The organism is Pseudomonas salicis, assembly GCF_057128705.1.
On the sequence record NZ_JBSKHU010000003.1, the window covers coordinates 434550 to 461396 of the forward strand.

Genomic DNA, 26847 nt, shown 5'->3' on the forward strand with positions numbered 1-26847 from the left:
GTGCTGCTACAGGGTTGCACCCACATCGACCCAAGCATCCGATCTCCCTGTAGGAGCGAATTCATTCGCGAAGGGCCGGTGCAGCCAACACATCCCCATCGCCTGACCCATTTTTCGCGAATGAATTCGCTCCTACAGGGGGGGCTGCGGTGAGCAGTCCGGCTTGCTGCTAAAAAAACCATTCCAAACCCCAGGCACAAAAAAAGGCGGCACCCCCAAGGGCGCCGCCTTTTTGTGACTGCGTGGCCGGTGCCTTACGCCTTGGCGCGCAGCAGTGCTTCCAGCTTTTCCTGGTCACGGGCGAACTGACGTATGCCTTCGGCCAGTTTTTCGGTGGCCATGGCGTCTTCGTTGGACGCCCAGCGGAATTGGCTTTCGTTCAGGGTCTGACGCGGTTCGCCGCCGTTGCCTGGCTTGAGCTTCTGCGTCAGCGTGCCGTTGTCTTCCGACAGCTTTTGCAGCAGGTCCGGGCTGATGGTCAAGCGGTCACAGCCGGCCAGTTCTTCGATCTGGCTCAGGTTGCGGAAGCTGGCGCCCATGACGACGGTCTTGTAGTCATTGGCTTTGTAGTAGTTGTAAATGCGGGTCACGGACTTCACGCCCGGGTCTTCTGCACCGACGTAGTCCTTGCCTTCTGCCTTCTTGTACCAATCGTAGATACGGCCTACGAACGGTGAAATCAGGAACACGCCGGCGTCAGCGCAGGCTTGAGCCTGGGCGAAGGAGAACAGCAGGGTCAGGTTGCACTGAATGCCTTTCTTTTCCAGCTGCTCAGCAGCCTTGATACCTTCCCAGGTTGAGGCCAGCTTGATCAGGATGCGGTCGCGGCCAATGCCAAATTCTTCATACAAGCCCACCAGACGTTCAGCACGTGCGATACAGGCTTGAGTGTCGAACGAGATTCGGGCATCGACTTCGGTCGACACGCGGCCCGGCACGACTTTAAGAATTTCACGGCCAATGGCGACGGCAAAACGGTCGCTGGCCAGATTGATGTCATCGTTGCTGCCGCTGAACGCTTCTTTCAGGCGGTCGGCGTTACTGTCGCTCGAGCCAGCTTTCAGCAGCAGGGAAGGGTTGGTGGTGGCGTCCACCGGCTTGAGCTTTTCAATCGCAGCGAAATCGCCGGTATCGGCAACGACGGTGGTGATTTTTTTGAGTTGTTCCAGCTTGGAAGTCATGAGCGTGCTCTGTCCTGTGGGTTTGATGACATTACCCGAGCGCCGCCGGTCACTCAAGGGCGTAAACCGCAACAAACACGCTGATCCAGAGGCCCGCGTTTGCGCAAACAGCAGGCCTGTACACCAGCCACGAACCGGGTACTCGCAAACGTTTTTGGGTCTGTAGGGTTCATGTTCATCGGTTCACGAGGAGGGCGGAAACTCGATCCAGACTGGTTGGAGCACGAAGGGCGGCAGTCGTTCCTTGCGCCGGCTTCAGTGGAATGGGGCATCAGGCGTTTTTCGTCCTGAGGCCATAGCGAAAGGCTTACACGCTATCCAGCGAAAACGCCCTTCCAAAGCCACACGCCGAGGATTACATTGGATCCATCAACTGGAGCAAAGGAACCGCTTCGGAGATCACGGATGATCAGCCATTGCGCGAAGCGCTACCGACAGGATGTTGGAATGGCCATGACCTGAAAACAACCCGCTTCGGCGGGTTTTTTCTTGCCCGGACACTTCCCCCCGCGCGAACTGGTAAACTGTGCGCCCATTACGCCCGACCCGCCTGATCGCTCACATGTTGCCAATGACCGCCCCGCGCACCGCCCCCCAGCCAGACGAACCTTCTCGCCGTTTCTCCGTGGCCCCGATGATGGACTGGACGGATCGCCATTGCCGGTTCTTCCTGCGTCTGCTCTCCAAAAACGCGCTGCTCTACACCGAGATGGTCACCACCGGCGCGCTGCTGCATGGCGACAGCGAACGTTTCCTGCGCCACGATCAGAGCGAGCATCCGTTGGCCCTGCAATTGGGCGGCAGCACCCCGGCGGACCTCGCGGCCAGTGCGCATCTGGCTCAGGCGGCCGGTTACGACGAGGTGAACCTCAACGTCGGTTGCCCGAGCGACCGGGTGCAGAACAACATGATCGGTGCGGTGTTGATGGGCCATCCGCAACGGGTCGCCGATTGCGTGAAGGCCATGCGCGACGCGGTCTCGATACCAGTGACGGTCAAGCACCGCATCGGCATCAATGGGCGGGACAGCTACGAGCAACTTTGTGAGTTCGTGGGCACTGTGCGCGACGCCGGGTGCACCAGTTTTACTGTCCACGCCCGCATCGCGATTCTCGAAGGCCTGTCGCCCAAGGAAAACCGCGACATCCCGCCGTTGCGCTACGACGTGGTGGCTCAGTTGAAACAGGATTTCCCCGACCTTGAGATCATTCTCAACGGCGGCATCAAAACCCTGGAAGACTGCCGGGAACACCTCAAAACCTTCGACGGCGTGATGCTGGGCCGCGAGGCTTATCACAACCCCTACCTGCTGGCCGAAGTGGACCGCGAGCTGTTTGGCGGTGACGCGCCGCCGATCACCCGCGCGGAAGCGCTCGCGCAACTACGGCCTTACGTCGAAGCCCATTTGCGCGACGGCGGCTCGATGCATCACATCACCCGTCACGTGCTGGGCCTGGGCACCGGCTTCCCCGGCGCGCGCAAATTCCGTCAACTGTTGTCAGTGGACATTCACAAGACCGACGACCCGCTGGGCTTGCTGGACAAGGCCGGGGCGTTGCTGGAAGGGCGCTAGTCGTTCACGCCGAGAATGCCGGTCGGGCCTGTCCATCATCGGACCGACTTTTCCGACCGGCATTGCGCTGAGGGCTATTTCGCCGCCCGGTCCAGATAATCGCAAAAATGCTTCTTCGCCTCATCCTCGGGGGTGTACAGCCCTGCCTGTGTGACAAAGGTCATGGTCACTTTCGAGCCGCTGCCTGACTTCTCCACCAGCGCATTCAGCGGTGCGACCTTGCTGGCCCCGACCTGCTGGTAGACATTGATGATGCCGCTTTCAGGGTTAGAGACTTTCATCTGAAAGCCTTCGGTGGTCAGGATGTTATTGACGTTCTTGAAGGCCTTTTTGTAAGGCGTGTCGGGCAGGTAGGCGTAGGTGCTGAAGCTTTTGCCGACGAGGATGTTGCCATCGGTGCGGAAGTTGTCGAGGCACTGGCGCCCGGTGGGGTTTGATGCGCAGCCCTGCAAGGCGGCCGCGGCGAGCAGGGTGAGGGTGATGCGTTTTGCCACAATCATGACGAACGGCTGTGTCATGCCATTTGCTCCGTACTTCCTGTCTGGAATGGTCTGCGCCCGAGGTGTCCGAGGCGCACATCAGTGGGGGCCTGTGAGGCGTCTTGCGACACGCATCCTACAAGTTTTCAGGTGCTTGAGCGATGCGTGAAGCCGGTATTCGCGCCCGCCGCTAGCGCCTCCCGGTGCGCGTGCTGACATCGACCCACACCGCCAGTACCAGAATGCTGCCCTTGACGATCATCTGCCAGTAGCTGTCCACGTCGAGCATCGACATGCCGTTGTCCAGGCTGGTGATCACCAGAGCACCCAGCAGCGCGCCATACACCGTGCCCGATCCGCCGCGCATGGAGGTGCCGCCGATGAAGCAGGCGGCGATGGCGTCCAGTTCGCCCATGTTGCCTGCCGACGGTGAGCCTGCGGCCAGTCGCGCCGTGTTGACCAGCCCGGCCAGCGCGCACATCACCCCCATGAGGCCGAAGATCCACAGCTTCACCGCCTGTACGTTGATGCCGGACAGGCGCGTGGCTTCCATGTTGCTGCCCACCGAATAAATGCGGCGACCGAACACGGTCTGGCTGGTGATGTAGCTGAACACGCCGAGCAATACCAACAGCAGCAGGACCGGGACCGGAATACCGTCGTAGCTGTTGAGGGTGTAGACGAAACCGGCGAGGACCGCGCCAATGGCGAGTACGCGCAGAATGTCTCGCACCAACGCGTGAGCTGCGAGGCCGTGCAGCGCGCGGTTGCGACGCTGGCGCCAGGTGAGGAACAGCGTCAGGGCAAACAGCAAAACGCCCAGTACGACGCCCACCAACGGCGGCAGATAACCCTGGCCGACATACACCAGCTGTGGGGACACCGGCGCAATGGTGGTCCCGCCTGTGATCCCCAGCAAAATCCCGCGAAACGCCAGCATGCCGCCCAGACCGACAATAAAGGACGGGATGCGCAGGTAAGCGGTCATGCAGCCGTTCGCCAGCCCGATGGCCAGGCCGCACAATGCGACGACGCTCAGGTTCAGGATCAGCGGCACGTGATAGACCACGTCGAGAATCGCCGCAACGCCCCCCAGCAAACCCAGCAACGAACCGACCGACAGGTCGATTTCCCCGCTGATGATCACCAGCACCATGCCGCAGGCAAGAATGCCGGTGATGGACATTTGCCGCAGCAGATTGGAGAGGTTGCGCGGGGTTATGAAGCCGCCTTCGGTTTGCCAACTGAAGAACAGCCAGATCACCGCGATGGCGATGACCAGCGCGAGCATCTTGTAGCGGGTGAACAGGTGTTTGAGCTGATTCATGTACGCGTTTCCCTCGCATCACGGGGCTGATCGTTATTGTGATTGGCGCCAGCGGGGTGCAGGGCCGCCGCCAGCACCTGCTCTTGGGTCAGGCCCTGATTGATGAAGTCGCCACGCAATTGGCCTTCGCCGATCACCAGCACGCGGTCAGACACGCCCAGGACTTCAGCCAGCTCCGACGACACCATGATGATCGATACGCCACGGGCGGCCAGGGCACCCATCAGCTTGTAGATCTCGTATTTCGCACCCACATCGACGCCCCGGGTGGGCTCGTCGAGGATCAGCACGCGGGGTTGGGTCAGCAGCATTTTCGCCAGCACCGCCTTTTGCTGATTGCCACCGGAGAGGCTGGTGATCGGCAGGAACGGGCTTGCGGTCTTGAGGTGCATGCGCGCGATTTCTCTGTCGATGCTGCCCAGCTCGGCTTCGGCGTCGATGCGGGTCAGGCGCGAAAAGCTGTCGAGTACGGCAAGGGTGATGTTCTGGCCGACCCCCAGGTCGGGAATGATGCCCTGGCGTTTGCGGTCTTCAGGGACCATGCACAGCCCGGCGCGAATGGATTTCAGCGGCGTGCGGGTGTCGACGGGTTTGCCCTCCAGCCAGACCTCTGCTTCGTAGCGACCGGGGTAGGCACCGAACAACGCTGACACGAGCTCGGTCCTGCCCGCGCCCACCAGCCCGGCAATGCCGAGGATTTCCCCGCGCCGAAGGGAGAACGAGACGTCGTCGACGCGTTTGCGTTTCGGATTGTCGACGTCGTAACAAGTGACATGGCGTGCTTCGAAAACCACTTCGCCGACTTCGTGGGGCTCGGTGGGGTAGAGGTTGCTCATTTCGCGGCCAACCATCTGAGTGATGATCCTGCCGATGTCCATGTCGGCCATGGCCGTGGTCGCGATGTGTTTGCCGTCGCGAATCACCGAAATGGTGTCACAGACCGCCGCCACCTCATCGAGCTTGTGAGAGATGTAGACGCAGGCCACGCCCTTGGCCTTGAGGTCACGAATGATGTCCAGCAACACCTCGATTTCCGAGCGGGTCAGGGCTGAAGAGGGCTCGTCGAGGATCAGCAAGCGGGCCTGCTTGTTCAGCGCCTTGGCGATTTCCACCAGTTGCTGATGCCCGCCGCCGTATTGCGACACCGGCAGCGAGACGTTCATGTCCGGCACCTTGAGCTCGCGCATCAGCGCTTCGGCGCGGTGGATCATGGCGGGATAGTTCATGCGCCCGCCGGGCAGGGTCAGCTCGTGGCCCATGAAAATGTTTTCCGCCACCGAAAGGTCGGGGACGAGGGTCAGCTCCTGATGGATGATGACGATCCCGGCGGCCTCGGTTTCGGCGATGGAGTGCGCTGCCAAGGGCTCGCCGTCCCAGACGATTTCCCCCTCCCAGGTGCCGTAGGGGTAGACCGCTGACAGCACTTTCATCAGCGTCGATTTGCCCGCGCCGTTTTCACCACACAGGCCGACGCATTCACCGGGGCGCACCTTGATGTCGATGCCATTGAGGGCTTTGACACCGCCAAAGGTTTTGACGATGCCGTTCATTTGCAGCAGGTAGTCGGACATTGCGGGGTCTCACACAAAAGCCAGAGGCGGGTGCAACGCTGCCGGTTTGCGCAATACCTTGTGGGACCGAATTCATTCGGGAAGCGTCGTATCAGGCGATACATCCATGCCGAATGTACCGGCCCCTCCCGAATGAATTCGGTCCCACAGGTTGCGCGTCACGGCAGCCGATCGGGTCTGTTCAACGCGATCCGTTATTTCCCCGCTATCTGATCCTTCGTGTAGAACCCGTCCTTCTCCAGCACGTCGATGTTGTCCTTGGTCAATGGCGTCGGCGTCAGCAGGATGGTGTCGACCTTTTTGGTGCCGTTGTCATATTGCGAGCTGAAGGCCGGTTTTTCGTTGCGCGCCAGTTGCACGGAGAGCTTGGCGGCTTCCGAAGCGATGAGTTTGAGCGGCTTGTACACGGTCATGGTCTGGGTGCCGTCGATCACCCGTTTGACGGCCGCCAGGTCGGCGTCCTGGCCTGAGATCGGCACCTTGCCAGCGAGTTTCTGCGCCGCCAGGGCCTGGATCGCGCCACCGGCCGTGGCGTCGTTGGAGGCGACGATGCCGTCGATCTTGTTGCTGTTCTTGGTCAGGGCGTTTTCGACGATGCTCAGGGCTTCGGTCGGGTTCCATTCCTTGACCCACTGCTGGCCGACAATCTTGATGTCGCCCTTGTCGATGGCCGGTTGCAGCACTTTCATCTGGCCTTCGCGCAGCACTTTGGCGTTGTTGTCGGTGGGCGCGCCGCCGAGCAGGAAATAATTGCCTTTGGGCTGCGCCTTCAAGACCCCTGAAGCCTGCATTTCGCCGACTTTTTCGTTATCGAAGGAGATGTAGGCGTCGATGTCGGCGTTGAGAATCAGCCGGTCATACGACACGACCTTGATCCCCGCCTTCTTCGCTTCGGCCACGGCATTGGTCAGCACGGTGGCATTGAACGGCACGATGACGATCACGTCGACGCCACGAGAGATCAGGTTTTCGATCTGGGAAATCTGCTTCTGCTCGTTGGCGTCCGCCGATTGCACGAACACCTTGGCGTCCATTTTTTCGGCCGCCGCGACGAAGTAGTCACGGTCCCGGGACCAGCGTTCGAGGCGCAGGTCGTCGATGGAAAAGCCGATTTTCGGATGAGCCGCATCCGCCATGACCGGCAGACTGAGCAAGGCGAGGGCAGAGGCGAGCAAGGTGCGTTTCAGGTTCTTCATTGTGGTGCGTCCTTTTATTGTTGTTTAGAGGCACTTCATGAGCGTGTCGCGGAGGAAACTGTAGAGACTTCAGTGGCGACGTGATGCAGAGAATTGTCGCGAGTTTGTCACCACGTTTTGGTTGGAACTCGCCGGCAACTCCCACCGATTCAATTCCCGGTGAATGCCGTCAGCGGTAGATAAACCGGTTCACAACGCCTTCGAGCATCTCCTGTCGGCCGCTGACGGCTTGGGGGTTCAGGTCATGTTCCAGCGCATGTCGGGCGAGGGATTCGAGGCTGAATTCGCCTGTCAGCACGGCGCGACCGAACGGCTGGTCCCACCCGGCATAACGCTGGGTCTTGAACTGCTGCAGGACATCGTTCTCCACCATCGCGGCGGCACGTTCGAGGGACAGGGCGAGCACATCCATCGCCGCCACATGGCCGTAGAACAGGTCAACTTCATCGAGGCTCTGGCGACGCACCTTCGAATCGAAATTGAAGCCGCCATTCTGGAAGCCGCCCGCCTTGAGGATCTCGTAGGTGGCGAGGGTCAGCTCTTCGACGCTGTTGGGGAACTGGTCGGTGTCCCAGCCGTTCTGAGGGTCGCCACGATTGGCGTCGATGCTCCCGAAAATACCGAGGGACGCCGCCGTGGCGATTTCGTGGTGAAAGCTGTGCCCGGCGAGGGTCGCGTGGTTGGCTTCGATGTTGACCTTGATCTCCTTTTCCAGGCCGAACTGCTGCAGAAAACCGAAGACCGTGGCGCTGTCGTAATCGTACTGGTGCTTGGTCGGCTCCTGGGGTTTGGGCTCGATCAGCAAGTCGCCCTTGAAGCCGATTGCGTGCTTGTGCTCGACCACCATGGCCATGAAGCGTCCGAGCTGTTCGCGCTCGCGCTTGAGGTCGGTGTTGAGCAGGGTTTCATAGCCTTCGCGACCGCCCCAGAGCACGTAGTTCGAACCGTTGAGGCGCTGCGTGGCGTTCATCGCGTTGAACACCTGGGCGGCAGCGAAGGCGAACACCTCAGGGTCCGGGTTGCTCGCAGCGCCTGCGGCGAAGCGCGGATTGCTGAAGCAGTTCGCGGTGCCCCACAGCAGTTTCAGGCCGGTACGGGCCTGATGGCGTTCGAGCTCATCGACCATCTGGGCGAAGTTGCGGGTGTATTCCTTGAGACTCGCGCCTTCGGGGGCGACATCGGTGTCGTGGAAACTGTAGTAGTCGATGCCCAGCTTGGAGAAGAACTCGAACGCCGCGTCGGCCTTGAAGCGCGCAACCTCCATGGCATCCCCCGTCTTGATCCAGGGGCGCTTGAACGTGCCGACGCCGAACATGTCGGCTCCCGGCCAGACGAAGGTGTGCCAGTAACAGGCCGCCATGCGCAGGTGCTCGCGCATCGGCTTGCCGAGGACCAGTTTGTTGGCGTCGTAATGGCGAAAGGCAAGGGGGGATTCGCTGTGCGGGCCTTCGTAGCGGATGGTGTCGATTTCGGGGAAGCAGGGCATCGAAGTATTTCCTTATTGTTCTTGGCGTTGCCCCGATACTAGCAACGGCCTTGGGCCTTCCGATTACGAAAATCACCAACTCGGTGTTCGATTTTGAGTATTGAGATTCCCTCTCGGCAGGCCTAGTCTGTGCCCACCTGTTTGGCAGGCCCGGGAGAAAAACAATGAAAACCGTCCCGCCCGTGCACCGTATCGCGCTGTTGTTCAACGGCGGCAAAATCTATGATCGCGGCATCATCACCGGCATTGGCGATTACCTCAGCAGCACGCGCGCGTCCTGGGACCTGTTCCTTGAGGAGGATTTCCTCTGCCGTTTGAAAGGCATCGAGCGCTGGCAAGGCGACGGGATCATTGCCGATTTCGACGACCCGCTGATTGGCGAAGCGCTGGCGCACAGCACGCTGCCGGTGGTGGCGGTGGGTGGCTCCTACGCGGACCCCGACGCCTACCCGAAAAACATTCCTTACGTGGCCACCGACAACGTCGGCCTGATCAAAATGGCGTACGAGCACCTGATCGAAGCGGGGCTGACCCGATTCGCCTGCTTCAGCCTGCCCGAGGCGCAGAGCAATCGCTGGGCCCAGGAGCGGGAAAACGCCTTTCGCAGCCTGCTCAAGCGCGACGGCCTGCGCGGCGAGGTCTATCGCGGCTTGAGCACCAGTGCGCCGTTGTGGGACAGCGCGGTGGAGCAGCAGATCGCCTGGCTGCAACGCCTGCCCAAGCCCATCGGCATCATTGCCGTGAGCGACGCCCGTGCCCGGCAGTTGCTTCAGGCGTGCCTGACCGCAGGCATCGCGGTGCCGGAGCAAGTGGCGCTGATTGGCATCGACAACGACCCACTGACCCGCACCCTGACCCGCGTGCCGTTGAGCTCGGTGATTCAGGGCACGCAAAGCATGGGGCGAATGGCGGCGCACATGCTGCACCAGATGCTCCACGGCATGCCGTCCACGACCCATCAGATTCTCGTGCCGCCCGAGGCGATCAACGTCCAGGCATCGAGCCTTCATCAGCCGCTGGGCAATCCGTATGTGATGCAGGCGCTGCATTTCATCCGGCAGTACGCCTGCCAAGGCATCAAGACGGCCCAGGTCGCGGGCTATGTCGGTATCTCCCGGTCGTCACTGGAAGCGCATTTCCGCAAGGAACGCAGCTGCACCGTGCACGACGAGATCCTCGGGTTCAAGCTCGCGGCGGCGGCTTCACGGCTACAGAACAGTGATTCGGCCATTGCCGACATTGCCCAGCACTGCGGCTTCAAATCCGCGCAATACCTGCACACGGTGTTCCGCCGCGAGTTCGGCTGCACGCCTCGGGAATACCAGCAAAACACCGTTCATTCATTCAATTCTCAGGCGCGTTCTGCGGAGCGCGTCTTTACATGACACGTTACGATCACAGGAGTCATCGATGCATCCGATTCGTTTAGGGCTGGTGGGTTACGGCAAGATCGCACAGGACCAGCACGTGCCGGCGATCCGCGCCAACCCGCAATTCGAACTGGTAGCGGTGGCGACGTTGGGGCCGCACTGTCCGGGTGTCGAGAACTTCGGGTCGCTGTCCGAACTGCTGGACAGCGACGTTCAGGTGGACGCGATTGCCTTTTGCACGCCGCCCCAGGGGCGTTTCGCGCTGGTCGACGAAGCGCTGAAAGCGGGCAAGCATGTGCTGGTGGAAAAGCCGCCGTGTTCGACGCTAGGCGAGGCGTTCGCGCTGATCGACCACGTCGAACGGGCCGGGGTGAGCGGTTTGTTCGCCTGGCACTCACGGTTTGCGCCAGGCGTGGCGACTGCAAAGGCGTGGCTTGCAGGCACGACGCTGAACGAGGTGCGCATCGAGTGGAAAGAGCAGGTGCGCAAGTGGCATCCGGGTCAGACCTGGATCTGGCAGGCGGGCGGGCTGGGCGTCTTCGACCCTGGGATCAACGCGCTGTCCATTGTCACCGATCTGCTGCCGGGCGCGCTGTTCGTCGAGTCCGCCGCGCTGAGCATGCCGAGCAACTGTCAGTCGCCCATCGCCGCGTCGTTGAATATCCGCGACGGGCACGTGCCGGTGAAGGCGGCGTTCGATTTCGACCACAGCGTGAATGAGCTGTGGCGCATCGAGTTGCACAGTGATGACGGCGTGTTGCGTCTGGATTCGGGCGGGGCTGAGGTCAGCCTCGATGGCGTGGCGCAGGCCGTGTCGGAAGAGGGCGAGTACCCCGCAATGTACCGGCATTTCGCGCAATTGATCGCCGACGGGCGCAGTGACCTCGACCTGCAGCCGTTGCGGATCGTGGCCGACAGTTTCTTTGTGGGCAGCAAGGAGACGGTGGCGGCGTTTTATGAGTAAAACCCGCTCGCCTTGACGGCACGGATCACCTCTGCGAATTCATTCGCGAAAGAGGGTGTGGCTGATGGCGATGCGTCGGCTGTACGAACGTTTCGCGAATAAATTCGCTCCTACAGGGTTTACTGAGGTCTCACGGCAGATCGCTCGCGTTATTCCAGTGCGTGTCCGTCCCACCTTTGTTAAATTCCCTTTCGGCGCACGTCTAGTCCGGGCGGTGCCTCCCCCAGCGTTGAATCCGGAATCGTTCATGCCGAAGAAATCAGGCAGGTCGGCGGACCTTGTGTCGTCGTCCGAGCCGAAGAAAGCCTCCAGCCTTACGTTGATCGATGTGGCCAAGGTCGCGGGTGTGTCGCCCATGACGGTGTCGCGGGCATTGCATCGGCCTGACCTGGTGAGCGAGGACACCCGCGAGAAGGTGCGCGAAGCGGTGCGCAAGACCGGGTATGTGCCGAACATGCTGGCCGGTGGTCTGGCCAGCAACAAGAGCCGGCTGGTGGCGATTTTCCTGCCGACGATTGCCAACTCGATCTTCGCCGACACGGTGCAGGCGTTGATGGACCGGCTGACCCAGGCCGGTTATCAGACGCTGCTGGGCCTGACTGGCTACGACGCCGAGCAGGAAGAAAAACTGCTGGAAGCGGTACTCGGCAGGCGCCCCGACGGCATCGTGCTGACCGGGACGCTGCACACCGAATCCAGCCGCACGCGCCTTGCTCAGGCGGGGATCCCGGTGGTCGAGGCGTGGGACTTGAGTGAAGACCCCATCGACATGCTGGTCGGTTTCTCCCACGAAAAAGTGGGGGAGGACACCGCCCGGCACCTGCTGCAAAAAGGCTACAAGCGCTTCTCCGTCGTGGCCATCGGCGACCCTCGCGGGTTGCGCCGTTGCCACAGCCTGATCGCGGCACTCGAACAGCACGGCATCAACAACGTACCGATGGAAGTCCTCGCGCCGCCCGCCACCCTTCAAGTCGGGCGGGAGGGCCTAGCGAACCTGCTGGATCGCGGCGTCTCCACGGACATTGTCGTATGCAGCTCCGACACCGTCGCCCAAGGCGTCTTGGCCGAAGCGGCCAGTCGCGGCCTGCGGGTGCCGGAAGATCTGGCGGTCATGGGCTTTGGCGATTTGAGCAGCGCGGCGCAGGTCTATCCCGCGTTGTCCACCGTGCGCGTCGATGGCAATCGCATCGGACTGCAAGTCGCCCAGGCCTTGCTCGACCGCTTTCAGGAGCACAACTCCAGCGCCACCCCCGTCCGCGTCGACACCGGATTCACCCTGGTCGACCGCGCCAGTACCTGAACCTCATTTTTTCGATTGTCCGACAAACGTGCTGTTGAATGATTGCGCAATCAGTGTAAGATCCGGCTCATGGTGATCGCCTGTTTCAGGCGGATCGCTTTTTTTATCGGCTGAAATGATTGCGCAATCATGGCAGTCACTATCACCGGATTTTTCAGACAGATCAGGGGCGCTTGCCAATGCTCACACAACAACAAAACGTCACGTCTTCCGATAACGACCAGATCGCCTGGGTCAAGGTGTCTTCGGTATTCCTGCCGCTGGCCAACCCCATCAGCGACGCCAAGGTGCTGACCGGACGGCAGAAGCCGATGACCGAAATCGCCATTTTGGTGGCCGAGATCGAGACCACCGACGGCCATCGCGGTATGGGGTTCAGTTACTCGAAGCGCGCAGGCGGCCCCGGCCAGTTTGCCCACGCCAAGGAAATCGCCCCGGCGCTGATCGGCGAGAACCCCAGCGACATTGCCAAGCTGTGGACCAAACTCTGCTGGGCCGGGGCGTCGGTGGGGCGTAGCGGTTTGTCGACCCAGGCCATCGGTGCCTTCGACGTGGCGCTGTGGGACCTGAAAGCCAAGCGCGCCAACCTGTCGCTGGCCCGTCTGCTGGGTGCGCATCGGGATTCGGTGCGTTGCTACAACACGTCGGGCGGTTTCCTGCACACGCCGCTGGAACAACTGCTGCACAACACCGACATGTCGCGGGAGAAGGGCATCGGCGGGATCAAGCTCAAGGTCGGCCAGCCGGATTGCGCCATCGACCTGCACCGCGTGGCCACGGTTCGCAAGCACCTTGGCGATGACTTCCCGCTGATGGTTGATGCCAACCAGCAATGGGATCGCCCGACCGCCCAGCGCATGTGCCGTCGCCTCGAAGAGTTCAACCTGATCTGGATCGAGGAGCCGCTGGACTGCTACGACGCCGAAGGCCACGCCGCCTTGGCCCAGCAATTCGATACCCCGATCGCCACCGGGGAAATGCTCACCAGCGTCGCCGAGCACGCCGAGTTCATCAACAAACGTGGCGCCGATTTCCTGATGCCGGACGCGCCTCGCGTCGGCGGCATCACGCCGTACCTCAAGGTGGCGGCCATGGCCGAACAGGCGGGGCTGATGCTGGCCCCGCACTTCGCGATGGAGCTGCACGTGCACCTCGCGGCGGCCTACCCGACCGAGCCGTGGGTCGAGCATTTCGAATGGATGGAACCGCTGTTCAACGAGCGTCTGGAAACCCGCAACGGGCGGATGCTGGTGCCGACCCGTCCGGGCCTCGGGCTGTCGTTGAGCGAACAGGTCAAGGCCTGGACCGCGCAAACCGCCGAGGTCGGTTCCCGCCCCTGATTCATCATCGAACACCGTGTGTGCATGACCGGGAGTGCCTCCCCACGGGGCGCTCTTGTGGCCGATCTATAACAACAAAATGAGGGCTTTCATGTGGAACATTCCAACACCGCCAGCGCGGCCGCTTCGGCTGCAGGTGCTACCACCGCCGTACGCAGTAAAGTGCGTTTCGGCATCCTCGCGATGCTGTTCATCGTCACCGCGATCAACGTCGGCGACCGCGCCACGCTGTCGATCACTGGCTCCGCACTGACCGAAGTGCTGGGCATCAACTCCATTACCCTGGGCTACATGTTCTCGGCGTTCGCCTGGGCCTATGTGCTCGGGCAGTTGCCGGGCGGCTGGCTGCTCGACAAGTTCGGCTCGGTGCGGGTCTACGGGCTGTCGTTGTTTCTCTGGTCCACCATCACCGTCGCGCAAGGCATGATCGGCTTCTTCTCGGTGCCGGTCGCGATTGGCACGCTGTTCGTGTTGCGTTTTTTGCTGGGGCTGATCGAGGCGCCGGTCTATCCCGCCAACAGCCGCATTGTTGCGGCGTGGTTTCCGTTGCAGGAACGCGGATTGGCAACGGTTATCTTCAATTCGTCGATGTACATGTCGGTGGTGCTGCTGGCGCCGGCCATGGGGTTCATCGCTCACCGCTACGGCTGGGAACACGTGTACTGGTTCATGGGCGGGCTGGGGATCGTGGTCAGCCTGATCTGGTTCAAGTTCGTGAAAACCCCGACCGAGCACCCGTCGGTCAACCGCGCCGAACTGGAGCATCTGCGTGAAGGCGGCGCTCAGGTAGACATGGACAAACCGAAGGAAAAAGGCGCGTTCGTGCCGCGCTTTTCAGACCTGAAGGTCCTGCTGAAAAGCCCGATGATGTGGTCGATCTACCTCGGCAAATACTGCGACACCTCGCTGCAGTATTTCTTCCTGACGTGGTTTCCGGTGTACTTGGTGAAAGGGCGCGGGCTGAACATCATGGAAGCGGGCGCCATTGCCGCGATCCCGGGCATCTGCGGCCTGCTCGGCGCGTTGTGCGGCGGGGCGGTGTGCGATTACCTGATCCGCAAGGGCTTCTCGCTGTCGGTGGCGCGCAAGATTCCGCTGGTGTGCGGCATGACGATGGGCGCGACGCTGGTGTTCTGCAACTTCACCGAATCGATGTGGGTCGTGACGATCCTGATGTCGCTGGCGATCTTCGGCAAAGGCGTGGTCGCGGTGGACTGGACGCTGGTGTCCGACACCTCGCCCAAGGAAATCACCGGGATGGCGGGTGGCTTGTTCAACATGTTCGGCAACCTCTCGGGCATCTTCACCCCGATCGTGATCGGCTACATCGTGCAGTCCACCGGGTCGTTCTCCGGGGCGATGTACGTGGTGGCGGCACATGCGTTGGTGGGTGCGCTGGCATTCTTGAGCATGGGGCGTTTGCAGCGGTTGGTGTTGCAACGCACGGCCTGATGCATCTGTAGCAGTCCGGCTTGCCGGCGGTGGCAATGTTGAGGTCGCTGCCGTCGGCAAGCCGTGCCGCTAAAGAGGACGGTGTGATTACTGCGTGGTGGTCGCGCTGCGCCACTGCTTGGGACTCACCCCAAACCAACGCTTGAACGCTCGCGAGAAGGCGCTGGTTTCGGAGTAGCCCAGCAGCGAGGCGAGTTGGGTGACGCTGAGGTTTTGCTGTTTGAGGTGGGCGAGGGCGGTTTCCTGGCGGATTTGGTCCACCAGTTGAGTGAAGCTCAAACCGTGGTCGCGCAGTTTACGTTGCAGCGCCCATTCCGACAGGCCGAGGTTGTGGGCGATCTCGTCGAGGGCAGGTTCACCCAAGTGCAGGGTGGCGAGAATGGTCTGGCGGGCGCGTTCCAGCAGCGTGGTTTCGCTGCCGTTGTCTCCCAGTTGGCGAATCGCGTCCTTGATCAACATCAGCAGAATTGGATCGCTGCCGGGCATCGCTTTGCCGATCAACTCGGATTTGGGAATCAACAAGGAATTGCACCCTTGGGCGAACTGCACATCGGCGTGAAACACGTCGCGGTGTTCGTGCCAGTCCTGGGGCCTTGCGTGTTCAAAGGCCACTTGCCGAGGCGCCCAGTCCGGCCCCAACACATGGCGCACCAGGTTCAGCGCCATGCCCATGGTCAGCTCGGCGTCCTGCCGACGTTCGTGAATCGCACCGTGCCGTACCTGATAATCGAAGCGGTAACACTCACCTTGGTCCACCAGTTCGATCAGCGTGCTGTGCTGATGAAAGGGAAAGGCCTCGGAAAAGTTGATCAGCGCGGCTTCCAGCGTCGGCGAACACAGCCCGATGTAGCCCAGCAAACCCAACGCCTGCGGCTGGAACTGCTGGCCATAGCGCAAGCCGAAATTGTCGCAACCCGTTTGCCGAGCCGCTTCTTCCAGCACCTTGCAATAGTTGGTGAGGGGCAGGCTGAGGGTCGGGTGCAGGAGTTGTTCGGGGTCGATGCCGGAGCGGCCGAACACCTGATCCAGATCGCCGCCATGCTGCACGATGAACCCGTCCAGACCGTTGGCGGCAGCCGACAACACCCCGCGATTGCTGGCGGGGGAGGTGTTCGGCGTGGCCTGCGGAATGAGGGTCTGAAGCATGGACGTGAGCGGCCTTCAGGGTCTGTATGAATTTCTTTCAAGCAAATGTCATACCTTGTTACGGATGAGTGCCAATACCTTTAGCAATCCGCTGACGAACCTGTAGGAGTGAGCTCGCTCGCGATAGCTATCGGACGAACGCTAAAGGTGCATTGGATGTACCGACGTCATCGCGAGCAAGCTCACTCCTACTCAGGTGTAGCGGGTTGAGAATCGATGCGCTGCTCAGTAGCTGCTACCCATCGACCCACCCCACTGGGTACTGAGGTGCCACCCAACCCCCGTCAAACATGACCCGAGATAAAGCAAAGCAGGCTCACGGCGCGCCAGCATGGCGCACCCCGCGCAAATACCCGGAAAAGTTGACCGCACACGACAAACCGCGCGCTGCAGGGTCAAGCCTTGGCCGCAAACCTGTGGCTATGCTCGACGTCAGGCAAATTCCGTCGATTGGCTACCGGGGTGCACGCACATGACTGTTACACAACTCAAACCGACATTGGGAACCCTGCACCTGTGGGGATTGGCCGTGGGCCTGGTGATTTCCGGCGAGTATTTCGGCTGGAGCTACGGCTGGGGCACCGCAGGCACCCTGGGCTTTCTGGTCACCACGCTGATGGTGGCGGTGATGTACACCTGTTTCATTTTCAGCTTCACCGAACTGACCACCGCAATCCCGAATGCGGGCGGCCCGTTCGCCTATAGCCTGCGGGCGTTTGGCGTAACCGGCGGGATGATCGCGGGCCTCGCGACCCTGATCGAATTCGTTTTCGCGCCCCCGGCCATCGCCATGGCCATCGGTGCCTACCTCAACGTGCAATACCCGTCGCTGGACCCGAGGGTTGCGGCCATTGGTGCGTACATCGTGTTCATGACCCTGAACATCCTCGGCGTCAGCATCGCCGCCACCTTCGAACTGGTGGTGACCGTGCTGGCCGTCGCCGAGTTGCTGGTGTTCATGGGCGTCGTCGCGCCGGGCTTCAGCTTCAGCAATTTCGTGCTGGGCGGCTGGGCCGGCTCCGACACCTTCAGCCTGCCCGCGATCAGCGGCATCTTCGCGGCGATCCCGTTCGCGATCTGGTTCTTCCTCGCCATCGAAGGCGCCGCCATGGCGGCCGAAGAAGCCAAGGACCCGAAGCGCACCATCCCTCGCGCTTATGTGGCGGGCATTCTGACGCTGGTGGTGCTGGCGATTGGCGTGATGATCTTCGCCGGTGGTGTGGGCGACTGGCGCACGCTGTCGAACATTAACGACCCGCTGCCCCAGGCGATGAAAGCCGTGGTCGGCAACAATTCCAACTGGATGCACATGTTGGTGTGGATCGGCCTGTTCGGTCTGGTGGCGAGCTTCCACGGCATCATTCTGGGCTACTCCCGTCAGTTCTTCGCCCTGGCCCGCGCAGGTTTCCTGCCCGCGAGCCTGGCCAAATTGTCACGTTTCCAGACGCCGCATCGTGCCATTCTGGCCGGCGGCGTGATCGGGATTCTGGCGATCCTCAGTGACGGCCTGGTCAATCTGCAAAGCATGACCCTGACCGCCGCGATGATCACCATGTCGGTGTTTGGCGCTATTGTGATGTACATCGTCAGCATGCTTAGCCTGTTCAAACTGCGTCGCAGCGAGCCGAACCTCGAACGCAGTTTCCGGGCGCCGGGCTACCCCATCGTGCCGGGCATCGCGCTGGTGCTGGCAGTGGTCTGTCTGATCGCAATGGTGTGGTTCAATCTGGTCATCTGCGGCATCTTCATTTGCCTGATGGCGGTGGGTGCGCTGTTCTGCAAAGTGGTGCGTGGCCGTGGTGCCGTTGTGGCGGTCGCGGGTTAAGACGTTCGGTATCGAGAGAGGAAGCGGGCGATGAGTTTTTCCCACAGCATCGGTGGCATGGTCTGGCGTTTCGACAGCCTGCGCGAGCTCATGGCCAAGGCCAGCCCCGCACGCTCTGGCGACTTTCTCGCCGAAGTCGCGGCCAGTAGCGATGCCGAGCGCGCGGCGGCCCAAATGGCCTTGGCCGACGTGCCGCTCAAGCGCTTCCTCAACGAGGCGTTGATCCCTTACGAACAGGACGAAGTGACGCGTTTGATTGTCGACACCCACGATCTGGCGGCCTTCTCGCCGGTCAGTCACCTGACCGTCGGCGGCTTTCGTGACTGGCTGTTGGGGGACGACGCCACAGAGGCCAGCCTCAAGGCGCTGGCGCCGGGGCTGACACCGGAAATGGTCGCGGCGGTGTCGAAGATAATGCGCGTGCAGGACCTCGTGCTGGTGTCGCAGAAGATCCGCGTCGTCACCCGTTTCCGCAACACCGTGGGCCTGCGCGGGCGGATGTCCACCCGCTTGCAGCCCAACCATCCGACGGACGACCCAGCCGGCATCGCCGCCAGCGTCCTCGACGGCCTGCTGTACGGCAACGGCGACGCCATGATCGGCATCAACCCGGCCACCGACAGCATCAGCGCCATCACCGAATTGCTGAAAATGCTCGACGGCGTGATCCGTCACTACGAGATTCCCACCCAGTCCTGCGTGCTGACCCACGTCACGTCCTCCGTGGCCGCCATCGAAAAAGGCGTGCCGCTGGACCTGGTGTTTCAGTCCATCGCGGGCACCGAAGCGGCCAACAGCGGCTTCGGCATCAGCCTGGAAATCCTGCGCGAAGGTTACGAAGCGGGCCTGAGTCTGAAGCGCGGGACGCTGGGCAATAACCTGATGTATTTCGAGACCGGGCAAGGCAGCGCGCTGTCGGCCAACGCGCACCATGGCGTCGATCAGCAGACCTGCGAGACCCGCGCCTACGCCGTGGCCCGGCATTTCAACCCGTTCCTGGTCAACACCGTGGTCGGCTTCATCGGCCCGGAATACCTGTACAACGGCAAGCAAATCATCCGCGCGGGGCTCGAAGATCACTTCTGCGGCAAGCTGCTGGGCGTGCCGATGGGCTGCGACATTTGCTACACCAACCACGCCGAAGCCGATCAGGACGACATGGACGTGCTGCTGACGCTGCTCGGGGTCGCCGGGATCAACTTCATCATGGGCATTCCCGGCTCCGACGACGTGATGCTCAATTACCAGACCACCTCGTTCCACGACGCGCTGTACGCACGCAAGACCATTGGCTTGCGCCCGGCGCCGGAGTTCGAGGCATGGCTGACGCGCATGGACATCCTGCGTCAGGACGACAACAGCGTGCGCTTGGGGCAGGGCGTGCCACCGCTGTTTCGCAAGGCGCTGGCGCAGTTGCAGTGAGGACGTTTGGCCATGAGTGACGACCACAACAAGACCCCGGCCCAGGCCGACGCCTGGCAGCAGTTACGCTCGCTGACCTCGGCGCGGATTGCCTTGGGTCATGCCGGAACCAGCCTGCCGACGGCGGCGCAACTGGACTTCCAGTTCGCCCACGCCCAGGCCCGCGATGCCGTGCATTTGCCTTTCGATCACGCGGCGTTGAGCGAGCAATTGAAGGGCCGTCAACGGGAAACCCTGACCGTCCATAGCTCGGCGCCGGACCGGAACATCTACCTGCAACGGCCGGACCTGGGGCGGCGCTTGTCGGCGGATTCGGTGGAGCAGTTGCGTGGGTATGCCGAGGCGCACCCGGAGGGGTTCGATCTGGCGGTGGTGGTGGCCGATGGGCTGTCGTCGCTGGCCGTGCAACGTCACAGCCCGGCCATGCTGGAGCGCATTGATGAGCTGGCGGCGGCTGAGGGATGGAGTCTCGCGCCTGTGGTGCTGGTGGAACAGGGGCGAGTCGCCGTGGCTGACGAGGTCGCCGAACTGCTCAAGGCGCAGATGGTGGTAATCCTCATCGGCGAACGCCCCGGCCTCAGCTCGCCCGACAGCCTGGGCCTGTATTTCACCTACGCGCCCCGGGTCGGTTTGAACGACGCCGCACGCAACTGCATCTCCAATGTGCGGCTGGAAGGCATGAGCTACGCGATGGCCGCGCACAAGTTGCTGTACCTCATGCGCGAGGCCTGGCGCCGGCAATTGTCCGGGGTGACGTTGAAGGACGACGCGCAAGTGCCGGTGTTGGAGGGCAGTGACGCCGGACGGCCTGGGAATTTTTTGATTGGTGGGTGATGCATGACCTCTGCGCCAACATTAACCTCGTAGGTGCGAATTCATTCGCGAATAGGCCGGTCCAATCGACACCTCTCTATCGCCAGTACCTTTTTTGTCGAAATGCCGCCCAGAATGAATTCGCTCCCACAGGGGGATCGGCGTTCGACGCTGGTTCCTCTACTGAAACGCAGTTCCTCTGTGGGAGCGAATTCATTCGCGAATGGGCCGTACAGTCGACACCTCTCTATCGCCTGAACCCACTCTTCGGTATGCCGCCCAGAATGAATTCGCACCTACAGATGGGTTGGAGCACTCACGATCACCGCTGCAACACCCATATCCGCGATAACAACTCATCCCGGTCCACATAGCACCCCTGAAAATGCCGCGCCCCGCTGGCCGGGTCGAACGCGTCGCGGGCGTGGAGGGTGCGGCGGTTGTCGAAGCACCACAGCTGTCCTGCTTCCAGCCGCTGGCGAAACTGAAACCGGGCCTCGCGGGTCATCTCGATGAAGCGCCGGTAGGCCCGGTAATACGGCTGCATCAGCGCAGGCTCGGTGTCGAACGGCCCGCGCAGAAAGTTCGCCATGCGCACCTCCGAAACCTCCCCCCGAGCGTCCAGCGCGATGACCTGCGCCAGACAGCGGTAATCGCTGCGACGGTCCTTGTTGCGAAACTCCACTGGCACCTCACACAGCAAGCGATACGCCTCCGGGTCTTCCATCCGCAAGGCCTCGGCCACCGCGAAGCCATCGACAAACCGGCTGTCGCCCCCTTGGGCGTTGTTCACCAGGCAATGCAGAAACTGCAAACCCGGCTGCAATTCTCGCGTCGGCAAATCCGTGTGCAGCGGCAGGTTGAAGGCGGTGTAGGCGTTGCTGTCCGCATTGGCTTTGGATTGCACGTTGAACAACACCCCAAAGTTGCTTTCGCGAATGAACGAAATCCGTCGCGCCAACGGGCTCAGTGAGTCAGGTTCGGTGGGCACGCCGCGCACCTGGGTCAGCCCGACATCCCGTACCGCCAGCAGCCAGTCGAGCAGGGCGTTGTCGTCTTCCATCACCGCCGCGTAGTCGAACACTGGCAGCTCAAGCCCTGCGACCCAGCGCTGCTTGCGCGGGCGTTTCGCTTCCCGTTCCGCGCGGGAGTCGGCGTCGTAGGCATGGGCACGCAGCCAGCCGGGGTCGAAGCGGCTTTCATGGCCGTCCTGCCACCGCACCTGCAGGGCGCCGAGCTTATCGATGTCGGCAGCGCGCACCTCAAGGTCGAGCGGCACGTCGGCGATCTCGAACACCTGTTCGCGGGTAACGCTGTACACGCACGCCTCGCAGGGACAGTTATCCCGCAGCCACAGCAGGTGAAAGGGGCTGCGACGCTGGTCAGCCCACAGCACTTCAATCAGCTCGGGCGTGGCGGTGACGCTGAGCAGCGGGCTGATCAGCGGGTAGGTGCGGTAGTCGGCGATGGCGTTCATGGACGAGGCTCCTTGGACATGATGGGGCGAGGTTCAGGGCGTGGCGGATTGTTCCGAGGCGAGGCGGGTGGGCGCGAGGATGACCCGGACGGCGTACACAGTGCCGATCAGAATCAGCACCAGCCCGAGCATTTCGGCCATGCTCGGCAAGCGACCGTGGAACGCCAGGCCCAGCAGGCTGGCGAACAGCGATTCCAGTGCGATCAATTGCCCGGAGAGCACCATCGGCAGGCGTCGCGAGGCGACGTTCCAGGCCCCGGCGCCGATCACCGACGACAGCAGCGCAATCAACGCGGCCCAGCCGTACAGGTGCAGGGCGTCGGGGGTGGTAGCGCCCAACGACGGAAGGCGCAACAGATTTGCACCCCACGCCAGCGGGGTCAGCGCGACGGCGGCAAGCCCTGCGCCAATGGTCATCAGGCAGGTCCACGCTGCCGTCGCCTGAGTGTGCAGATGTTCCATCGCCGCCTGATTCACCATGCTGAACGATAGCCACAACAGCACGGCACCGAGGGAGAACGCCAGACCGAGCCACAGCTGCGTCGGGCCGCGGACGGATTCGTTCAACACATTCAGATTGATCGCTACCAACCCGAGGCACAGCACCGTCACCGGCACGGCCAACTGGCCCCAGCGCAGCGAACGCTGTGTCGCATTGCCAAGCAAGGCCTGCAACACCGGCACGGCACCGATGAACGCGGCGATCAGCAACGGCCCGCCGTAGATCACCCCACCCGCGATGCAACTGCTGTAGCCCAAATACCCCACCACACCGAGGCTCATGCCGGTCAGCCACTGCCGAGGGCGCAGGCCCCGCAGCTGGGCGCGGTAGAACGGCAGCACACAAACGCCGATCAGCCCGGCCATCATGAAACGCACGAGCATGAAGTCCTGAATGCTGTAGCCCTGCAACACGTACGGCGAGATGAAATTGCTCGCCCAGCACAGCGTCGCCAGCACGGCGAAGGCGACGCCTTGGAGGAGGGTGGAGCGTGATTGCGACATGCTGACTCCTGTGCGGACACGATTCAAAAAGACGCCGATGGACCTGCGGGAGCGAATGGACCGTACCGTCGACAGATCTCCGTCGCTCGAACCCTTTTCGTCGGAATGCCGCCCAGAATGAATTCGCTCCCACAGAATTCGTATGCCCTTCAAAGTGTCGGCCCGCCACGGACTTAACCTGTGGGAGCGAATTCATTCGCGAATGGCCGTACAGTCGACAGATCTCCATCGCCCGAACCCTCTTCGTCGGAACACCGCCCAGAATGAATTCGCTTCCCCAGGAGAAAAGGTGTACGGCTGGCCTGTGTGTTGTGTGATGCCATCTTGCCGATCCACCCCGCTGTGCTACAAATGATGTCTTCGTCGCGATGTATTACCTGAAATTATGAATAAGCTCGGCAAATCCCTCCCGCCGCTGGCCAGTCTGTTGCCCTTCGAGGCGGCCGCTCGGCTGTTGAGTTTTTCCCGTGCTGCCGAGGAGCTTAACCTCACGCAGGCGGCGGTCAGTCGGCAGATTCGGGCGTTGGAAGATGACCTCGGCATCGCCCTGTTTCAGCGCCGCAACCGGGCCGTGTTTCTGACCGATGCGGGACGCGAGCTCAACCTCACGTTGGGTAATGCATTGCGCGACGTCGCCAGCACCTCGGACCGACTGCGCGGGGTGGCGGGGAAGAATGAAGTGGTGTTGCTGTGTCAGCCCTGCGAGGCGTTTCACTGGCTGATGCCGAGGCTGTCGAATTTCCATCAGCAGTACCCGGAAATCGAACTGAAGATGGTCACCTGGGCCAATCCACTGACCGACTTTCAGGGCTATTTCGATGTGGCGATGCAGAGCAGCAACCGCGACCACGGCCTGCACCCGTTGCTGTTCACGGCCGCTGATGAAGTCTTTCCCGTGTGCAGCCCCGCCTATGCGAACGGGCGAACGCTGCCCATCGCCCTCGACGATCTGCACGGCCACACGCTGCTGCACCACGATGCGCAGCCGGTCTATCAACTGGAATGGGACACCTGGCTGGCGACGTTCGGCGTTGACGTGCCGCGACAGGCGAGGGGGCTGGCGTTCGACAGCTACTCGCTGATGCTGCATGCGGCGGTCGAAGGGCATGGCCTGGCGATGGGTTGGCGACGCACGTCACAGCGCATGCTCGACAGCGGCGCCCTGATCGCGCCGTTCACCCAGAGCGTGCACCTGGACAACGCGCTGTCGGTCTACCGCCGTCACGGTCAGGCGCGCCGTGAGGAGGCGAGCCTGTTGGTGGCGTGGCTGAAGGCCGAATTGGGGTAGGGAAGGTCAGGCCCCGGTGAGCATCAGGTCGAGGTTCTGCACCGCCGCCCCGGCCGCCCCTTTGCCCAAATTGTCGAAGACCGCCGCCAGCATCACGTGCCCGGCGTTTTCGAAGACCATCAGGCGCAATGAGTCGGTGTCGTTCAGCACACGAGGGTCCAGCCCCGACAGCGCTTTCGCCTCGTCCATGCCCATCACCTCGACAAACCCGCTGCCTGCGTAATGCTGCGCGAGGCACGCGTGCAGCGCCGCGCCATCCACGCCCGGCGGCAACAAACGCACTTGCAGGGCGATGGTCAGCACGATGCCCTGGCGAAACGAGCCATAGGCTGGAATGAACACGGGCCGCTCGGACAATCCGCTGTACTGCTGAATCTCCGGCACGTGTTTGTGCGCCAGGCCCAGTCCATAAATCTGGAAGGGCGTGGCTTGGACCGCGTCGGGCCCTTCGAACTCATCGACCCCGGCGCGGCCTTTGCCAGAATACCCCGACACCGCGTTGATCGTGATCGGGTAGTCGCGTGGCACCAGACCCGCGTCCAGCAGCGGCCGTAACAGGCCTACCGCGCCGGTGGGGTAGCAACCCGGATTGCTCACCCGCTTGGCCGTGGCGATGGCGGCCTGTTGCTCCGCGCTGATCTGTGCAAAGCCATACACCCACTCCGGGTCGGTGCGGTGCGCGGAGCTGGCGTCGATCACTCGGACGTTCGGGTTCTCGATGCTGGCAGCGGCAGCGCGAGCGGCGTCGTCCGGCAGGCACAGAATGGCGATGTCACAGGCGTTGATCGCGGCCAGGCGGCTTTGCGGATGCTTGCGCTGCTCGGCAGGCAAAGTGACCAGAGTCAGGTCGGTGCGCCCCTGTAGCCGCTGGTGAATCTGCAAGCCGGTGGTGCCTTGGTCGCCGTCGATGAAAACCACAGGAAGGGTCATGTCGGTGTCTCGCTGAATGCCGTTGATGGCAATCATCTTTCGACAGGGCGTAGGATAATAAAAGTTGAATTTTATGACGCTGATCATCAGCTTTTCTGAAGGATACCTACGCGATGCGCGAAATCAGCCTCGACCGTTTGCGCACCTTGGTAGCGATTGCCGATCACGGCTCGTTTGCCGAAGCGGCGCGGGTGCTGAACCTGGCGCCGCCGACGGTCAGCCTGCACATCGCCGATCTGGAAGCGCGGGTAGGCGGCGCGTTGCTCTCGCGCACCCGAGGCAAGGTGCAGCCGTCTGCCATCGGTGAAACCCTGATCGAGCGCTCCCGGCGTCTGCTGGCCGATGCCGAACAGGCGCTTGAAGACGTGGAACGTCAGGTATTGGGGCTGGCGGGCCGCGTACGACTGGGGGCGTCCACCGGGGTGATCGCGCAGTTGATCCCTCAGGCGCTGGAAACACTCGGCCAGCGCCATGGCGGTATCGATGTGCAAGTCGCCGTGCTGACGTCGCAGCAGACCCTGCAAAAACTGGTCGATGGCAGCCTCGACATCGGCGTGATCGCCTTACCGCAACCGCCCGTCAAAGGCCTGCGCATCACGCCGTGGCGGCGGGACCCGGTGATGGCGTTTTTGCCCGCGCGATGGGACAGTCCCGAGGTGATCACGCCGTCGTGGCTGGCCGTGCAGGCGCTGATTCTCAACGACCCCTCGACCCGGCTTTCGCGTCAGGTGGGGGAGTGGTTCGCCAACGAAGGACCGCAGCCGACGCCGCGCATCCAGCTCAATTACAACGACGCGATCAAGAGCCTGGTGGCGGCAGGTTACGGCGCGACGTTGCTGCCCCATGAAGCGTCCACGCCGTTGCCGGACAGTCGGGTTGTCATGCGCCCGTTGCAACCGCCGTTGTCGCGGGAATTAGGGATCGCGCACCGGGCCGGGGAGGTCGAGCGTTCGACCGGGCATGTGCTGGAGGTGTTGTGGGGGTTGCAGGCGTGGTAGCGGTGCTGCGGGAGGGTATGTCGGCGACGATGCCTGAACAGGTCATCGCCACCGCCGGGTGCTGTTACGCATAGAGACGCGCGTCAGCGGGTGTTAGCGGGGGTGGCATTCGCCGTCGTTCCACGCGGCCTTGTCCAGAGGGGTCAGCCCCGGAATCACGAACGCGCTGCAGGCGAACTTGCGGCCGCGCGCGGTGGTGGCGTCGTAAGTCAGTTTTTGTCCGCCGAGGGCGTTCTGCTTGGCGTACTGAATGTTGGTGACGGTGATTTCATCCGAGGACGCCAGACCCAGGGTCTTGGCCGTGGCCGTTTGCACTTCGGTCATGTTGACCTGCGCAGAACCGCACGCCGACAACAGCACACTCATCCCCGCGATCATCACGGCGCGCAATTTCCATGTAGTCATTTTCACTCTCCATCCCAAATAAAGTTCAGGCACGGGCGCACCTGAAATATCTACCGTGTTGTTCTTGATTTTGTTGAAAACCGACAGGGTTCAGCGCTCCGGCAGCTGTCGAGGCAGAGACGATAGGGGCATTGAGAGGGCTTCGCAACATTGAAGGGATCCAATAGCGTGACGCTGTTCTCATTTCTGAAACGGCTACTAGCACGTTGCCAGTAATTGTGATCGTTCGGATCGGCGCTGCTGAACCTCTGCTGACAGGCCGATTCGTGGAGCAGCAAAGCGTCTGAAACGCTGCTTTA

The 26847-nt window shown here is 62.0% G+C and carries 22 protein-coding genes; 11 read left to right on the forward strand and 11 right to left on the reverse strand.

Annotated features, from left to right (window positions below):
- Positions 1-254: 254 nt before the first annotated feature.
- Positions 255-1181, reverse strand: coding sequence for a transaldolase (tal, locus tag ACWKWE_RS12700; protein WP_166595155.1), 927 nt, complete (start codon positions 1179-1181; stop codon positions 255-257).
- Positions 1182-1752: 571 nt separating this feature from the next.
- On the opposite strand from tal, the gene dusA reads away from it, so the two are divergent.
- Complete coding sequence (dusA, locus tag ACWKWE_RS12705; protein ID WP_166595184.1) at positions 1753-2754, forward strand: tRNA dihydrouridine(20/20a) synthase DusA; 1002 nt, start codon at positions 1753-1755, stop codon at positions 2752-2754.
- 74 nt (positions 2755-2828) lie between these two features.
- Here the strand turns inward: dusA and ACWKWE_RS12710 are convergent, their stop codons facing one another.
- The 5 genes from ACWKWE_RS12710 to xylA form a co-directional block, all read right to left on the reverse strand.
- Entirely contained in the window at positions 2829-3272 is a 444-nt protein-coding gene (locus tag ACWKWE_RS12710; protein ID WP_166595156.1) for a hypothetical protein, read from the reverse strand.
- 151 nt (positions 3273-3423) lie between these two features.
- On the reverse strand, positions 3424-4560 hold the full coding sequence (locus ACWKWE_RS12715) for a sugar ABC transporter permease (protein ID WP_483850704.1): 1137 nt from the start codon (positions 4558-4560) through the stop codon (positions 3424-3426).
- Positions 4557-6131 (reverse strand): D-xylose ABC transporter ATP-binding protein, encoded by a 1575-nt coding sequence (xylG, locus tag ACWKWE_RS12720; RefSeq protein WP_483850705.1) that lies wholly within the window; start codon positions 6129-6131, stop codon positions 4557-4559. Before xylG ends, ACWKWE_RS12715 begins: the two co-directional genes overlap by 4 nt.
- Before the next feature lie 194 nt (positions 6132-6325).
- Positions 6326-7327 (reverse strand): D-xylose ABC transporter substrate-binding protein, encoded by a 1002-nt coding sequence (gene xylF, locus ACWKWE_RS12725; RefSeq protein ID WP_341963962.1) that lies wholly within the window; start codon positions 7325-7327, stop codon positions 6326-6328.
- Positions 7328-7496: 169 nt separating this feature from the next.
- Positions 7497-8813 (reverse strand): xylose isomerase, encoded by a 1317-nt coding sequence (gene xylA, locus ACWKWE_RS12730; RefSeq protein WP_483850706.1) that lies wholly within the window; start codon positions 8811-8813, stop codon positions 7497-7499.
- Between the two features lie 164 nt (positions 8814-8977).
- Between xylA and ACWKWE_RS12735 the strand changes: the two genes are divergently transcribed.
- The 5 genes from ACWKWE_RS12735 to ACWKWE_RS12755 all read left to right on the forward strand — a co-directional run bounded on the left by ACWKWE_RS12735 (position 8978) and on the right by ACWKWE_RS12755 (position 15239).
- Positions 8978-10198 (forward strand): XylR family transcriptional regulator, encoded by a 1221-nt coding sequence (locus ACWKWE_RS12735; RefSeq protein ID WP_483850707.1) that lies wholly within the window; start codon positions 8978-8980, stop codon positions 10196-10198.
- A 25-nt stretch (positions 10199-10223) separates the two neighbouring features.
- A complete protein-coding gene (locus tag ACWKWE_RS12740; RefSeq protein WP_483850708.1) occupies positions 10224-11147 on the forward strand; it encodes a Gfo/Idh/MocA family protein in 924 nt (307 codons plus the stop codon).
- A gap of 247 nt (positions 11148-11394) precedes the next feature.
- On the forward strand, positions 11395-12447 hold the full coding sequence (locus ACWKWE_RS12745; RefSeq protein ID WP_483850709.1) for a LacI family DNA-binding transcriptional regulator: 1053 nt from the start codon (positions 11395-11397) through the stop codon (positions 12445-12447).
- Positions 12448-12626: 179 nt separating this feature from the next.
- Positions 12627-13787 (forward strand): L-talarate/galactarate dehydratase, encoded by a 1161-nt coding sequence (locus ACWKWE_RS12750; protein ID WP_483850710.1) that lies wholly within the window; start codon positions 12627-12629, stop codon positions 13785-13787.
- A 183-nt stretch (positions 13788-13970) separates the two neighbouring features.
- Positions 13971-15239 (forward strand): MFS transporter, encoded by a 1269-nt coding sequence (locus ACWKWE_RS12755; protein ID WP_483850966.1) that lies wholly within the window; start codon positions 13971-13973, stop codon positions 15237-15239.
- 87 nt (positions 15240-15326) lie between these two features.
- Here the strand turns inward: ACWKWE_RS12755 and qhpR are convergent, their stop codons facing one another.
- A complete protein-coding gene (gene qhpR / locus ACWKWE_RS12760; RefSeq protein WP_483850711.1) occupies positions 15327-16385 on the reverse strand; it encodes an AraC-like transcriptional regulator QhpR in 1059 nt (352 codons plus the stop codon).
- A gap of 472 nt (positions 16386-16857) precedes the next feature.
- On the opposite strand from qhpR, the gene eat reads away from it, so the two are divergent.
- Genes eat through eutC form a run of 3 tightly spaced genes read left to right on the forward strand, consistent with a single transcriptional unit; the run spans position 16858 to position 20466 of the window.
- On the forward strand, positions 16858-18210 hold the full coding sequence (gene eat / locus ACWKWE_RS12765; protein ID WP_483850712.1) for an ethanolamine permease: 1353 nt from the start codon (positions 16858-16860) through the stop codon (positions 18208-18210).
- A gap of 30 nt (positions 18211-18240) precedes the next feature.
- The gene (eutB, locus tag ACWKWE_RS12770) at positions 18241-19632 is read left to right on the forward strand and encodes an ethanolamine ammonia-lyase subunit EutB (RefSeq protein ID WP_483850713.1); all 1392 of its coding nucleotides are present in this window, start codon (positions 18241-18243) and stop codon (positions 19630-19632) included.
- Between the two features lie 12 nt (positions 19633-19644).
- The gene (eutC, locus tag ACWKWE_RS12775; protein ID WP_483850714.1) at positions 19645-20466 is read left to right on the forward strand and encodes an ethanolamine ammonia-lyase subunit EutC; all 822 of its coding nucleotides are present in this window, start codon (positions 19645-19647) and stop codon (positions 20464-20466) included.
- A 301-nt stretch (positions 20467-20767) separates the two neighbouring features.
- On the opposite strand, the gene ACWKWE_RS12780 is transcribed toward eutC, so the two are convergent.
- On the reverse strand, positions 20768-21922 hold the full coding sequence (locus ACWKWE_RS12780; protein WP_483850715.1) for a gamma-butyrobetaine dioxygenase: 1155 nt from the start codon (positions 21920-21922) through the stop codon (positions 20768-20770).
- A gap of 33 nt (positions 21923-21955) precedes the next feature.
- Entirely contained in the window at positions 21956-22927 is a 972-nt protein-coding gene (locus ACWKWE_RS12785; protein ID WP_483850716.1) for a DMT family transporter, read from the reverse strand.
- A gap of 385 nt (positions 22928-23312) precedes the next feature.
- On the opposite strand from ACWKWE_RS12785, the gene ACWKWE_RS12790 reads away from it, so the two are divergent.
- The gene (locus ACWKWE_RS12790; protein ID WP_483850717.1) at positions 23313-24215 is read left to right on the forward strand and encodes a LysR substrate-binding domain-containing protein; all 903 of its coding nucleotides are present in this window, start codon (positions 23313-23315) and stop codon (positions 24213-24215) included.
- Between the two features lie 6 nt (positions 24216-24221).
- On the opposite strand, the gene argC is transcribed toward ACWKWE_RS12790, so the two are convergent.
- Positions 24222-25145 (reverse strand): N-acetyl-gamma-glutamyl-phosphate reductase, encoded by a 924-nt coding sequence (gene argC, locus ACWKWE_RS12795; RefSeq protein ID WP_483850718.1) that lies wholly within the window; start codon positions 25143-25145, stop codon positions 24222-24224.
- A gap of 113 nt (positions 25146-25258) precedes the next feature.
- On the opposite strand from argC, the gene ACWKWE_RS12800 reads away from it, so the two are divergent.
- Positions 25259-26143 (forward strand): LysR family transcriptional regulator, encoded by an 885-nt coding sequence (locus ACWKWE_RS12800; protein WP_483850719.1) that lies wholly within the window; start codon positions 25259-25261, stop codon positions 26141-26143.
- A 93-nt stretch (positions 26144-26236) separates the two neighbouring features.
- On the opposite strand, the gene ACWKWE_RS12805 is transcribed toward ACWKWE_RS12800, so the two are convergent.
- On the reverse strand, positions 26237-26548 hold the full coding sequence (locus ACWKWE_RS12805) for a hypothetical protein (RefSeq protein WP_166598320.1): 312 nt from the start codon (positions 26546-26548) through the stop codon (positions 26237-26239).
- Positions 26549-26847 lie beyond the last annotated feature (299 nt).

Excerpts from the sequence above, each read along its gene's own strand:
- argC (WP_483850718.1), bottom strand. The coding sequence starts at position 25,145 with ATGACCCTTCCTGTGGTTTTCATCGACGGCGACCAAGGCACCACCGGC.
- ACWKWE_RS12790 (WP_483850717.1), top strand. The coding sequence starts at position 23,313 with ATGAATAAGCTCGGCAAATCCCTCCCGCCGCTGGCCAGTCTGTTGCCC.
- ACWKWE_RS12780 (WP_483850715.1), bottom strand. The coding sequence starts at position 21,922 with ATGAACGCCATCGCCGACTACCGCACCTACCCGCTGATCAGCCCGCTG.
- tal (WP_166595155.1), bottom strand. The coding sequence starts at position 1,181 with ATGACTTCCAAGCTGGAACAACTCAAAAAAATCACCACCGTCGTTGCC.
- ACWKWE_RS12785 (WP_483850716.1), bottom strand. The coding sequence starts at position 22,927 with ATGTCGCAATCACGCTCCACCCTCCTCCAAGGCGTCGCCTTCGCCGTG.
- eutB (WP_483850713.1), top strand. The coding sequence starts at position 18,241 with ATGAGTTTTTCCCACAGCATCGGTGGCATGGTCTGGCGTTTCGACAGC.
- ACWKWE_RS12735 (WP_483850707.1), top strand. The coding sequence starts at position 8,978 with ATGAAAACCGTCCCGCCCGTGCACCGTATCGCGCTGTTGTTCAACGGC.
- xylF (WP_341963962.1), bottom strand. The coding sequence starts at position 7,327 with ATGAAGAACCTGAAACGCACCTTGCTCGCCTCTGCCCTCGCCTTGCTC.
- ACWKWE_RS12745 (WP_483850709.1), top strand. The coding sequence starts at position 11,395 with ATGCCGAAGAAATCAGGCAGGTCGGCGGACCTTGTGTCGTCGTCCGAG.
- eutC (WP_483850714.1), top strand. The coding sequence starts at position 19,645 with ATGAGTGACGACCACAACAAGACCCCGGCCCAGGCCGACGCCTGGCAG.
- xylG (WP_483850705.1), bottom strand. The coding sequence starts at position 6,131 with ATGTCCGACTACCTGCTGCAAATGAACGGCATCGTCAAAACCTTTGGC.
- ACWKWE_RS12740 (WP_483850708.1), top strand. The coding sequence starts at position 10,224 with ATGCATCCGATTCGTTTAGGGCTGGTGGGTTACGGCAAGATCGCACAG.
- ACWKWE_RS12800 (WP_483850719.1), top strand. The coding sequence starts at position 25,259 with ATGCGCGAAATCAGCCTCGACCGTTTGCGCACCTTGGTAGCGATTGCC.
- ACWKWE_RS12750 (WP_483850710.1), top strand. The coding sequence starts at position 12,627 with ATGCTCACACAACAACAAAACGTCACGTCTTCCGATAACGACCAGATC.
- ACWKWE_RS12805 (WP_166598320.1), bottom strand. The coding sequence starts at position 26,548 with ATGACTACATGGAAATTGCGCGCCGTGATGATCGCGGGGATGAGTGTG.
- xylA (WP_483850706.1), bottom strand. The coding sequence starts at position 8,813 with ATGCCCTGCTTCCCCGAAATCGACACCATCCGCTACGAAGGCCCGCAC.
- ACWKWE_RS12715 (WP_483850704.1), bottom strand. The coding sequence starts at position 4,560 with ATGAATCAGCTCAAACACCTGTTCACCCGCTACAAGATGCTCGCGCTG.
- eat (WP_483850712.1), top strand. The coding sequence starts at position 16,858 with ATGACTGTTACACAACTCAAACCGACATTGGGAACCCTGCACCTGTGG.
- dusA (WP_166595184.1), top strand. The coding sequence starts at position 1,753 with ATGACCGCCCCGCGCACCGCCCCCCAGCCAGACGAACCTTCTCGCCGT.
- ACWKWE_RS12755 (WP_483850966.1), top strand. The coding sequence starts at position 13,971 with ATGCTGTTCATCGTCACCGCGATCAACGTCGGCGACCGCGCCACGCTG.
- ACWKWE_RS12710 (WP_166595156.1), bottom strand. The coding sequence starts at position 3,272 with ATGACACAGCCGTTCGTCATGATTGTGGCAAAACGCATCACCCTCACC.
- qhpR (WP_483850711.1), bottom strand. The coding sequence starts at position 16,385 with ATGCTTCAGACCCTCATTCCGCAGGCCACGCCGAACACCTCCCCCGCC.